We start from the raw sequence: 11,079 nt of genomic DNA on the forward strand, positions 1-11,079 counted from the left end.
ACCCCCCTTCTCGTTAAACAACACTCGTTTTAGAAAACAAAACGAGCATTAGCCACGCTCTAATAGAGTCCCAACCGTGGCCAATAAAGTCCCAACTGTATTTAATACAATCCCAACAAATCTAATATAATCCCAACCGTATTAATATCAGAAATCCTCACTCCGCAAAAAGTGTTATAAGCCTAACTACTTTTAGTATTACCGTTAGAGCTTCTGATTAAAACACTTCAGATAAAACGTTCAAGTTATTACTATGCTAAAAATGCTCTTCAAAAACCTGACAAATACGCACATATACGAGGTTGCATACACAAGATTGCAGAAGAAAACTTCTTTACTTATGACTCTCCTAGAATATGGTTAGCGTTGAGAACTAAAGGTATTAAAGTATCTGAAAAAGTAGTAAGACGGCTCATGAAAGAAGAGTTAATTGAGGTTAGATATGCCAGGCGTAAAAGACGCTATTCAAGTTACATAGGAGAAATTACTCCCGCATGTAGTAACATTGTTAACAATAATTTTCATGCAGATTCACCTAATAAGATTTGGCTTACAGACATTACTGAGTTTTCAGTAAAAGAGTCAAAACTCTATTTAAGCCCTATGATTGACTGTTTTGATGGTAAAGTGGTCTCTTACGCTCTTTCAAACCACCCAGATCAGAGTCTTGTAGATGAAATGTTAGAAGAGACTTTAACTACCCTTAAGATTACAGAATGTAAAAGCTTAGCTATTCATACAGATAGAGGAGGTCACTATAGAGATGGCAGGTGGATTGAGAGATTAGAAGGTCTTGGTATTACACGCTCCATGTTAAGAAAAGGAAACAGTGGAGATAATGCTGCCTGTGAAGGCTTTTTTGGACAAATGAAAACAGAAATGTATTATCCACTTAACTGGGATAGTACAGAAGAATTACGTCAAGCTATTCATACTTATATTGATTTTTACAACAATCACAGAATTAAAATGGGGATTAAAAGACAATTATGGAACATCGTGCTATGGTTGCACAAAATGTCTAAAAATTGTCCTAAGCCCCAAGCGACATTTTTATGTCGCCAAAATTGTCGCTTTGTCGCCAACGGATACAAAATTTAGTCATTTTGCTTAGAGTTAAGAACGTTCAATAAGTTTATAATTTCATCAAGTACGCTTGCAAATGTGATTCCTTTTGTATAACTATATTTTTAAGCAAGTTATCGTGGTAGATTTTGCTAGCTAGAATAAGTCGTCGTGAGATCCTAAGCGTAGGAATATAATGCAATCTTCTTTAACTTGATACAACAGTAGAACATCTGCAGACACATGCAATTCATGCACGCCTTTATATGAGCCTTTAAGAATATGATCTCTATAAGTTGCAAGTTCGCGAGAATCTGCACTATTGCAAATAAGTCTTACAATATTGATTACTTGCTCAATATCGTAATGCTTCTGCTTATATTTCTTAACATCTCGCAGATAGATTGGACTATAAAATGGCGGTTTAGGCATTGCGCATCAGCTCAGCAAAATCGTCTACAGTACCTGCAGCTATTGGTTTTTCTTTCATAGCTTCATCAATAGCATGCTCATATGGAGAACTTTCAAGTGAAAATGGGAAACGTTGCGTATTTACAATCTGATATAAAAATAGGTTGACTGCTGAACTCATATCAAGACCATAATGTTCAAGAACTTGCGATGCGCTATCCCGTATTTCTGGATTAACTCTTACACTTAATCTGCCTGTTCTAGCTGTTTTTGTAGAAGCCATGCCGTTTCCTTTAAGCTCAAAATCATGAATTTGTTATTCATGCTTTGCTTTATTATAACAGACCTACAGCACCCAACGTAATACCAAAGTAGCACCATTGTGCACACAATTATTACTAAATCGCGCGTTATCGTGGCAAAAATTGCAAAATTAGCAAAAACTGCCACGATAACTGGTATAACATAGCAACGAAGCAGCATTCTGCATTGCAAATTAACCACCTACTTGCATCTGCTGCACAAAGGTTCGTCCAAATACTCGATTGAAGCGCAAGAAAGCACAATAAGCATCTTGCGCAATGGCTATTTCTCTGCATGAAGCGGAACATGTACATTAATAATCCACGAATCGTCATCTTCAATAACTTTAAAAGTTCCACCAACGCGTTCCGCAAGCATCTTATGAAAACGCAGTCCATATCCTAATTGCAAGTTAGCAAGAATACCTCGTTGCGCACTATTTATACACGTAATATGACATTCATGGTCATTAAGCATTACATTCATGGCGTATTCTTTAGGCTTTGCAGCATGCTTTTTTACGTTCGCAAGCAGTTCTCGGCAAATATACTCAATTTGAGCACATTCTTCAAAAGGCAAATGGATTGATTGAGAATCTTCAGTAGCTAAATCACTACTCAAGTCAATGGAACCAATATAGCCAAGCTTTTCAAATGACTTTTGTTCACAGTCAAATAAAACGCGTAAGCCTGTACAAAAATCTTTATAACATGTAGTCGATTGCATAACATCGCCAGTGCTTGCAGTTGTAGCATTGTCAAGAAGAGAAATGATATTACGTGCTCTATGAACAGTTGTAGTAGCACGTTGAAGAATCTCTCGCGAATTTTCATGCTCTTGCTCATGAGTTGTTTGAGGTTCAATAGATTGTTGAGCCATCATCATAATGCTGGAAAGCTCATTAGTTACTTCATCGTGCATGCGAATTGCGGCAATAGTGGCATATTTTTGAAAAACGTTGTAACGCTGCGCAAATAACTGTTCCTGCTGTTGGTGAATAGTAGAAATATAGTATTTTACGATTGCACTAGAAATAAGAGTGATAAGAAGCCACCACGCTAACACATAAGCGTTTTGAAAATCGCAGATAATAAAGAACCATGAAGATACTCCGCAAGAAGAAAGCACGGTGTACCAAGGTTGAGTAATTACAGCAATTGCCAAACAAATCAATATGGTAAGCATCATAGATGAGTAGTTGATATTTGGCGCAATAATTACCAACGGCATCCAAATAAGTACAATAAAAGATGCTTTACGTGGCCATATTGCAATGCATAAGCAGATTACAATCCATACTATTTCAACTGTAATTGCATGCCAATTAGAGTAGTAATGAAGATTATTATAGGAACAAATCTCAAGAATCAAAGTACAACTTATGATTACACCAATTCCAATTTTCTGCCAGGCATCATGCGGCAAAAAATTGATCATACGCGTTAATAATTTCATAACTACCTACTTTTACACGTTAATTTCTTACACGTTATATGTCATGTGAATATTTTGCGAGCACAGCAAGCGCCTGCATGCGACTTTTAACTTGAAGTTTTCCATAAATACGCCGTAAATGCGTGTTGACTGTTGAAACTTTCACATTAAGCTGATCTGCAATCTCTTTTGACGAATACCCCTGTTTACACAAGCGCATAATTTCCGATTCTTGAGGAGACAAAACTGAAGTCTTCGGAAGTTGAGAAATCATATTAAATGATTCTTGCGGAGTGTGAAAATAGTCAATATATTGTGGCAATTCTGGGCAACCGTAGCTTGTTGCGCGCGATTGGATAGCTGCAACTACGTCTGCTAAATTGTCTTTATGTACTAACGCTTGACCACCCGCCTTAGCAACTTGCAATACGTATTCATCCAGCATGTAGGAAGTAAAGCCAATTAAAACAATATTGCCATTGCGCTCGCGAATTGCTTTAATTACATCAACACCACTCATTTCTCTCATTGACATATCTACTAAAAGTACGTCAGGAGTATTTTCTGTAACGCAACGATGAATAGCTTGTTTTGCAGAAGAACACATCCATGCACAAACAAAGTTTTCAGGCAAACGACTTTTTAAAAGAAGTTGCATATATCGCAATACAAACGTGTCATTATCAACAATTGCATAAGTAGTGTTCATACAATATATGATATCTTGTTTTGGAATTTGCTTGTCAATAGATGTTTAGAATGATGATTAAAATGCTTCGGCTCTGTCGCAAAGTAATTGTGCGATAAAGCCAAAGCATTATTTTCATATTTTGCAATACAAAATTGCAATACATGCATCATAAATCTATGACAAAAGTGAACAATTTATTACTATTTCATCCAAAAATGAGACATTTCCCAGCGCCAATTGCGATTGATGCTACGATACCTGCAACATTCACCTTCAATCCAAATTTAGCGATTTGTTTTGCAAGGAATTTAGCAAGCTTATCCCAAGCATGCCCTTCAATATAAGCTTTAAAATCACCACTGGAAAGCAGTTGAGCAATATCCATCCCAGGAATTAAACCTATAAGTTCGCCGCCCATGCAAGACCAAAAATCCTTATCTTGGCTATTCGCGCGGATTGCGTCCAACAGGTTATCATTTGTATATACTTGTCGAATACCTTCAGCAATGTATGCGGCCATTACTTTTCCATATTTCATCTTAAGGAGCTCATCTTTAACAGAAACCACGCCATTCTTATAACTGCTAGCTTCTTCAAAAATAAAACGAACTTCTTGTTCAATTTTCTTAACATCCTGTTGTACAATAGCTGTAGACTTATTTTCAGTCGCTTCCGCAGCTGGAATTGTTGTTGACAAGAATCCGAAAGACAAAACAGTCACAATCAGTGATGTTACAATCTTTTTTACCTTTAACATAACCGTATCTCCTTACTTAATGTGCGATTGTATTGTTTTTCTCAAATTATCAAGATTGTACACATTAAAGTGCCATACGCTAGCACTTTCCGTTGGTACACTCCATTCTTCGGTTTTACTATTGACAGTAAAGCGAATTATTTGAGTTGTTGGCTTATTTATAACTTCAAAATTAGTGAGTTGATTCCACGGAATGCGACGAAGATGCTTATCGTCTAATTTAGCTAGATTACCCGAGCCTAAAATGGCATTCGGATTAACCACAATAAACTCATTATTAGTGGCAGCGACAATACGCGCATCAACGCCTTGCGCTACATAGAATAATTTAGGTAACAAAAATAGTTTGATTAAATCTTTCCACCAAGGGTCGTATTTCATTGTAAATACATACGTCTTATCAACTGAAAGATTGTGATCTTTAAAATACTTGACGATATCTTCTTCTCGTATACCGCGCAAAGGATTAGTCATAATAAGCACCTCCTCGTGATTCTCGTTTCGTAAATTACCAACATACTAACGTGCAGATTTTATCTACACAAATAGGTGTACCTATTTTTAACGATAGTGCTTTTAGAAAACTTTTTAAAAAAACTTTTACTATTAGTAGTTTGTATGTTCCTAACAACCAACATTTAAAAATATTTACATTTTGGAACCATTCTTAAATAAAGACATATTTATGGAGCTATCGTGGCAGTTTTTGCTAATTTTGCAATTTCTGCCACGATAACTTGTTATTTTTGTGTTTTATAAGTCCTGTAATGCGATTCTTTTATCTTCTGCAGACTGCTTAGATGACTTATCGTCTTTCTTAAGAAAATGCGCATATCGAATAAGACTTCTTGCAATAAAGAACACTAAAGCACATATAGCAAGTGCGATAAGAATGTCAATTATCGGACCAAATAATGCATAGCTCATGATTCATCCTTCCTTTTTCTATATTCGTTTATGAGTGTTCGAGCTGTGTCAACATCGTATTTATCGTCAATAGCAAGACTCTTTACCAAAAGAACGAACGGATCTTCTGGTTCATTGTCGCTTATGCGCAGTTTTTCAATAAGCTTGTTAAGCCTGATTCTCATCGTTGGGTAAGAGACTTGATACATTTGCGACATTTCTTTTAACGACCCAGACGATAATACAAAGTTCTTTATAAACGACATATCTTCATCTGTGAGATTAGCCATCCATTTTGGAATATGATCCATATCACCCCTTTCTTCAACCTACAAAACTTTAATTAAATTAAACTTTTATTAAAAATATTAAAGTTGTTGTATGGGTTTGTCAAGAATGAGCATGAGAGATATGACGTAAAGGGGGCTTAGGACAATTTTAACCTATAACTCCAATCCTTATTTTTGTTTTACGCCTTCGATTCGCTGAGCTTGCTCAAAGTTGAAAGCACAGTGTGCTTTCAACGCGAGCGAAGTACGTTAACATCCTGTGCACTCAACCCTAGAGCGTCGACATCTTCCCTCATACAGCAAAATCGCACTCAAAAACCGCGAGAACCCAGCTTGAAGCCGCTTCGCATTAAACCTTTTAACGATAGCCCTCGCTAAGCCCTGCTACACAAGGGCAAACTTGCACCCACCTAATCAGCCTTTGACATCAATACAACACTCTCGACGTGAGATTGTTAGGCTATTTTTGAAATCATTTCTTAATTTCATGCTTTTCGCCTATTTATAGGCACAATCATCGGTTGGCTTACACCTGTTATTTCCTATCTCGATTAGGCAATTTGAAGACACTAAATATATACGCATTCTTTATTTAATATATCTTTAATACTATTTACTTCAATTTTTATTTGCTTTTTATTTTCCTCTTTAAACTCATAAACACTTAACGACCTATAGTAGTACTTACATAATAGCAATCTCACAATAATATAACTATCTAGACTAAAATTTCTTCTAATTCCTTCTTTACCAAGCCTTATGAATTCCTCATATTTCTTTTCATCAAATTTTTCAAATAATGAAGACCACATCCATTTAATAAATTGACAAAATATAAAATGAGAAACATCTGACTTTGAAATTTCGCTACATATTTCATCTATAAATTTTGATTCTTTTAACTCATCAATATCTTTTATTACTGTAAGTTTATTGAATGCCCTTTTCCAAACTTCAAATTCATCAACTGTCATTATTTCTCTACCAGAACGTTCTGAATAAGCAAGTCTAAAAATCAATACCACGATAGCATCTTCTAATTGAATAAAGCCTAGAAGATACTCGAGAATATCATTTGATATCAAGTCCCCACTCAATAATATATTCTTAGTAACCTCATTTCTTTTGCTAATAATATATTCTGGTAAATCCTGTTTTTTCATCTCATCATAAAATAATTGAACAAATTCATTGTCTTCATTTTTATTATCAATAGTATGTTTAAATATGGTACTAAATATTGGCGAAAAATATCTATCCTCTTTAATTTGACTATCTATCTTATTTAAGACATCAAACAAATTCATCATTGTATCCATATTATTAATACAATCTAGGAATTTAATATCTCTAAACTTTTTTTCTAAAATTTCACATATTTTTGAAATGCATAAATTACTATTTGTCTTATCTTTTCTAAAACAACACTTATTACTTATGTAAATTCCACAAAATATATTTTCATATTCTTTATTTCCATGCAACTTTTTCTCTATTTCCAACAATATCTTTAAATCTTGAATTGCAATATTTATAATCCCTGACGGTAACACATGTAATTCAGTTATTGTATTCCATTTTGTGTAATAGTACAATTTAATTAATTTCAAAATTTTGTTAAGCATATACGGATAAATAAAAAATTTTATTTTTTTATCTTCTTTACATTTTGCGTATTTATACACTTTACTTAGTACATCGTCTATCTTATTTCCTTCACATTCAAATGCAATGTTATAAAATTCTATAATTTCAGAATCACTTGCACTAACTGCATCCCCACTATTAACAATGTAATTAATGACGCTTTCAACATTGCTACAAAAATTATTTTCTAATCCTAATCTACTTTTAATATTGAAAATATTATTAAATATTTCTTTAAAATCCCGCTCTATCTCAATTTTAATTATGTGCCTTTCAAAGTTATTAGTTATTTTATATAAATAACTTTGAGAGAAATTTTTTCTTGATAAATTCACTGACTCTATCAAAATTGCGGTGCAATAAAATGAGCTAACTATGAATGTAGCAAGCCATATTGAATCTATATATTTAATACGTGCCACTATTATTTCAACCATCTCATTTAATACTTTAGATTTGTATTTTAACTCAACAAAAATTGTGATAATTGGAATAAGAGCAATTACCCAAAACAGTAGTTTAACTGGAAGTTCATTAAATCTTTTAAGCCAAAAATTTCTATGAAATTTCAATTTTTTTATATTATAACCTAAATAGAAATTATCTTTATTATCAATATCTATCGTCTGCTTCTCTAAAAAGTTCGATATGAATGTAATTATTGACACCAATCCAGCAGACATAAAAAACATATCTTTCCCTTTTATTCCTATAGATAGATTTCCATAAATCAGTAGCGCCAACAATCCTACTAACCATATTGAAATGTTTTTTATCGGATGCCTTATGATGTCATAAGCAAAAAATAAAACTTCCATAAATTTTCTTAAACATACAATAAATGAATACCGTAATTTGTATTTTAAGTTTTCCGTCATAATTTAGTACCTCTCTTCGAGCTATATTTTTTCTTCTTTCTTATAATAGTTCCGTCCTCTCCAACTTCCACATTACTCCGATCCGCCATCTCAAGCTCAACGACTTCAAACTTCTCTTTAGAAATAATTCCGGAATGATGATCCGAATACAAATATTGCCTGTCAGAACCACCTGAATCTGCTATAGCCACATCGCCTGTATATTTACGCCTAGTCAAAGTGCTATCAACAGCCCGTTTACTCCAAATGTCTTTTCCCTTGGGAGACTTAACACCTCTACTTTTTAGCCTTTTAATAATACCGTCGATACTTAATCCTTTTAAATACCAGTCAAAAATATCTCTTACCACTTGTGCTTGGTCTTCGTCAATAATAAGCATTCCATGCTTATCTTTCTTATAACCATAACAAACTCTGCTATAAAGACCTGATGTGCCATCTTCTGCTCTATGCCTTAATCCCCAAACAATATTCTCGCTACGCCAATCATTCTCTGCTTGACTACAAACCTGAACCACACTAAGTAAAAGCTCATCATCAACCGTTTCTGTATCAATCTTATCAGCCTCAAAAATAATCCTTGTACCACAAGATCGAATCTTTCTAATAGCCTCTAATCCTTCTTTCGTATCACGACCAAAACGGCTCACACTTTTAGTAAGAATAATATCAAGATTACCTTTCTCGCATTCTTCAATGCGTTCTATTGCACCATCCTAATCACCAGGATAATTGCAATTGACATCTATGTATTCCTGGGCACTAAACTTCTCATTTGTGCAATGCCAGCGAATAACAGCAAATATTCTCATTATGATAATTAGTCTAAACCTCATTTCCCTCATTATATTGCTGCAAATTACCTTCAAAACCAGTAATCTTTTCATTCTCGATAAGTAACAAAGAATCCGCTACATTATTGATAAAGGACACATCATGCGTCACGAAAAGCAAGGGTCTGTCGTAGCCTTGAAGCAGCTCTTCTAAAGCTTCTATGGCACGAATATCTAAAAAGTTAGTTGGCTCATCCATCAGCAAATAATTAAAGTTACCTGTTAGAAGCTTCGCCAATTTCACCTTGGCTTTTTCACCATCACTAAGCACATTCACTTGCTTGAACACATCATTTGTTTTGAAACCTAGACGAGCCAAGATGATTCTAGTCATTGACTGGTCATAGATTGAATAAGGTAATATATTGTCTAGAATCGTTTTTGTATAGTCGAGTGTTTCTCCTAGCTGACTATAGTAACCAATTCGTAAATTCGGATGTGTCCACGTTTCACCGTTAAGAATCATGTTGAGCAAAGTGGTTTTCCCTGAACCGTTATCACCTAATAAGGCAACTTTATTTGTATTGTCTATCGCAAAATTGACATTCTTAAAAATCACCTTGCCATCAAAGCTCTTATTGAGATTTTCTGCCCTGATGAGTACCTTGGAATGAATTTTTTCTCGCTCATCCATATTGAGCTTGATGGCTGCATTTTGATATGGCTTACTCTTCACCTCTAGTTGATTTACTCTTTCTAAAGTGGCTTTTACCTGTTTGTCGAGCTTCTTCTTATTTTGTTGCCCACCCATTTTATGCAGCCTAGCTTCTGAGTTACCCATCCTTTTGGGTGTGGTTTTTACTTTTGCTGACTGCTGTTTTATTGCATTTGCAACCTGTAAAAGACGCTTCTTTTCTTTTACATAACTCTCATATTCCCTCTCAGCACACTTATACCTCTTTTCTCTTTCGCATAGGTAAAACGAATAATCACCGCTATAAACCTCAATTTTCCCATTGACCAATTCGAAAATTTTCGTACAGGTTTGATTAATAAAATCTCGATCATGAGAGACAAGAATAAAACCCTTATTGCGAGAATAGAGCCGTTTAGCTAATAGCTTTCTTTGCTTAATGTCTAAATGTGATGTAGGCTCGTCAATAAGCAAAAATGCTTTATTATCAACTAAAAGGTGCTCCAGTTTCAATCTTTGCTGCTCGCCTGGACTACTACTACAATTCTGCTGAAAACGACGCTGAGATATAAAACCGAGTTCATCTTCTAAATTGTTGAACAAATAACTAATCTCGTCGTTCATTTGAACTCGGCCCGCATAGTCCGTATCAAGACTTGAAAGTATGCGTAAAAAGGTGGTTTTGCCTGTGCCATTATCACCAATTAAACCAACCTTGTCACAAGCACCAATAGATAGATGATCAATCGTAAATAAAGTTCTTGCACCTACAACTTCTGTTAAATCATCAATACGTATCATAAATCCTCCTTGAAAATACCGAGAGGATTTAACCTCTCTACATTACTTAGAACAGGATTTATTAATTACCATCTTTTGATACCTCCGAAAATAATTGTCACTATTATACCATGTACTCATATATAACTTAGTACCTCAAGCAACTTAACTATCGTCTTACTTATTTCACAAAGCCGGGTGCAAAGTGGGTGCACCTTTTAACGTTAACATCCTGTGCACTCGACCCTAAAGCGTAGACATGTTCCCTCATACAGCCAAAACACGTTGAAAAACCGCGAGAACCCAGCCTAAAGCCGCTTCGCATTAAACCTTTTAACGATAGCCCTCGCAAACCCCTGCTATACAAGGGCAAAAATGCACCCACCCATTAAGTCATTGACATCAAAACAACACTCTCCACGTGATTAGCATCGGTGAAATCATCAATCC

General features: G+C 34.8%; 12 protein-coding genes. 1 reads left to right on the forward strand and 11 read right to left on the reverse strand.

Going from position 1 to position 11,079, the window contains the following annotated elements:
• Positions 1-231: 231 nt before the first annotated feature.
• Positions 232-1,101 carry an IS3 family transposase gene (locus HXT39_RS04410; protein ID WP_233186360.1) on the forward strand — a complete coding sequence of 290 codons (870 nt, stop codon included), beginning with the start codon at positions 232-234 and terminating at the stop codon, positions 1,099-1,101.
• 120 nt (positions 1,102-1,221) lie between these two features.
• Here the strand turns inward: HXT39_RS04410 and HXT39_RS04415 are convergent, their stop codons facing one another.
• The 11 genes from HXT39_RS04415 to abc-f form a co-directional block, all read right to left on the reverse strand.
• Positions 1,222-1,497, reverse strand: a complete 276-nt coding sequence (locus HXT39_RS04415) for a type II toxin-antitoxin system YafQ family toxin (RefSeq protein WP_102703433.1) — start codon at positions 1,495-1,497, stop codon at positions 1,222-1,224.
• Positions 1,490-1,759: a type II toxin-antitoxin system RelB/DinJ family antitoxin gene (locus tag HXT39_RS04420; protein WP_102703432.1), complete on the reverse strand. Its 270-nt coding sequence runs from the start codon at positions 1,757-1,759 to the stop codon at positions 1,490-1,492. The genes HXT39_RS04415 and HXT39_RS04420 overlap by 8 nt, the downstream gene beginning before the upstream one ends.
• Positions 1,760-2,061: 302 nt before the next feature.
• Complete coding sequence (locus HXT39_RS04425) at positions 2,062-3,234, reverse strand: exodeoxyribonuclease V (RefSeq protein WP_102703430.1); 1,173 nt, start codon at positions 3,232-3,234, stop codon at positions 2,062-2,064.
• A gap of 34 nt (positions 3,235-3,268) precedes the next feature.
• Positions 3,269-3,922 (reverse strand): response regulator transcription factor, encoded by a 654-nt coding sequence (locus HXT39_RS04430; protein ID WP_102703429.1) that lies wholly within the window; start codon positions 3,920-3,922, stop codon positions 3,269-3,271.
• A 187-nt stretch (positions 3,923-4,109) separates the two neighbouring features.
• A complete protein-coding gene (locus HXT39_RS04435) occupies positions 4,110-4,661 on the reverse strand; it encodes a hypothetical protein (protein WP_076002703.1) in 552 nt (183 codons plus the stop codon).
• A gap of 12 nt (positions 4,662-4,673) precedes the next feature.
• Positions 4,674-5,135: a hypothetical protein gene (locus HXT39_RS04440; protein ID WP_004110362.1), complete on the reverse strand. Its 462-nt coding sequence runs from the start codon at positions 5,133-5,135 to the stop codon at positions 4,674-4,676.
• 279 nt (positions 5,136-5,414) lie between these two features.
• A complete protein-coding gene (locus HXT39_RS04445) occupies positions 5,415-5,588 on the reverse strand; it encodes a hypothetical protein (protein ID WP_102703428.1) in 174 nt (57 codons plus the stop codon).
• Positions 5,585-5,878 (reverse strand): DUF2089 family protein, encoded by a 294-nt coding sequence (locus HXT39_RS04450; RefSeq protein WP_020759138.1) that lies wholly within the window; start codon positions 5,876-5,878, stop codon positions 5,585-5,587. Before HXT39_RS04450 ends, HXT39_RS04445 begins: the two co-directional genes overlap by 4 nt.
• Positions 5,879-6,426: 548 nt before the next feature.
• Positions 6,427-8,382: a hypothetical protein gene (locus HXT39_RS04455; protein WP_102703427.1), complete on the reverse strand. Its 1,956-nt coding sequence runs from the start codon at positions 8,380-8,382 to the stop codon at positions 6,427-6,429.
• Complete coding sequence (locus tag HXT39_RS04460) at positions 8,379-9,032, reverse strand: recombinase family protein (protein WP_233186358.1); 654 nt, start codon at positions 9,030-9,032, stop codon at positions 8,379-8,381. The genes HXT39_RS04455 and HXT39_RS04460 overlap by 4 nt, the downstream gene beginning before the upstream one ends.
• A 175-nt stretch (positions 9,033-9,207) precedes the next feature.
• Positions 9,208-10,650, reverse strand: a complete 1,443-nt coding sequence (abc-f, locus tag HXT39_RS04465; protein ID WP_102703426.1) for a ribosomal protection-like ABC-F family protein — start codon at positions 10,648-10,650, stop codon at positions 9,208-9,210.
• Positions 10,651-11,079: the final 429 nt, after the last annotated feature.

This window comes from Gardnerella sp. DNF01159, from assembly GCF_049244215.1.
GTDB classification, from domain to species: Bacteria; Actinomycetota; Actinomycetes; order Actinomycetales; family Bifidobacteriaceae; genus Bifidobacterium; species Bifidobacterium swidsinskii.

What these genes read in the sequence shown, in the direction of transcription:
- HXT39_RS04425 (WP_102703430.1), bottom strand. Translation starts at nt 3,234, where the DNA reads ATGAAATTATTAACGCGTATGATCAATTTTTTGCCGCATGATGCCTGG.
- HXT39_RS04440 (WP_004110362.1), bottom strand. Translation starts at nt 5,135, where the DNA reads ATGACTAATCCTTTGCGCGGTATACGAGAAGAAGATATCGTCAAGTAT.
- abc-f (WP_102703426.1), bottom strand. Translation starts at nt 10,650, where the DNA reads ATGATACGTATTGATGATTTAACAGAAGTTGTAGGTGCAAGAACTTTA.
- HXT39_RS04450 (WP_020759138.1), bottom strand. Translation starts at nt 5,878, where the DNA reads ATGGATCATATTCCAAAATGGATGGCTAATCTCACAGATGAAGATATG.
- HXT39_RS04455 (WP_102703427.1), bottom strand. Translation starts at nt 8,382, where the DNA reads ATGACGGAAAACTTAAAATACAAATTACGGTATTCATTTATTGTATGT.
- HXT39_RS04415 (WP_102703433.1), bottom strand. Translation starts at nt 1,497, where the DNA reads ATGCCTAAACCGCCATTTTATAGTCCAATCTATCTGCGAGATGTTAAG.
- HXT39_RS04430 (WP_102703429.1), bottom strand. Translation starts at nt 3,922, where the DNA reads ATGAACACTACTTATGCAATTGTTGATAATGACACGTTTGTATTGCGA.
- HXT39_RS04445 (WP_102703428.1), bottom strand. Translation starts at nt 5,588, where the DNA reads ATGAGCTATGCATTATTTGGTCCGATAATTGACATTCTTATCGCACTT.
- HXT39_RS04420 (WP_102703432.1), bottom strand. Translation starts at nt 1,759, where the DNA reads ATGGCTTCTACAAAAACAGCTAGAACAGGCAGATTAAGTGTAAGAGTT.
- HXT39_RS04435 (WP_076002703.1), bottom strand. Translation starts at nt 4,661, where the DNA reads ATGTTAAAGGTAAAAAAGATTGTAACATCACTGATTGTGACTGTTTTG.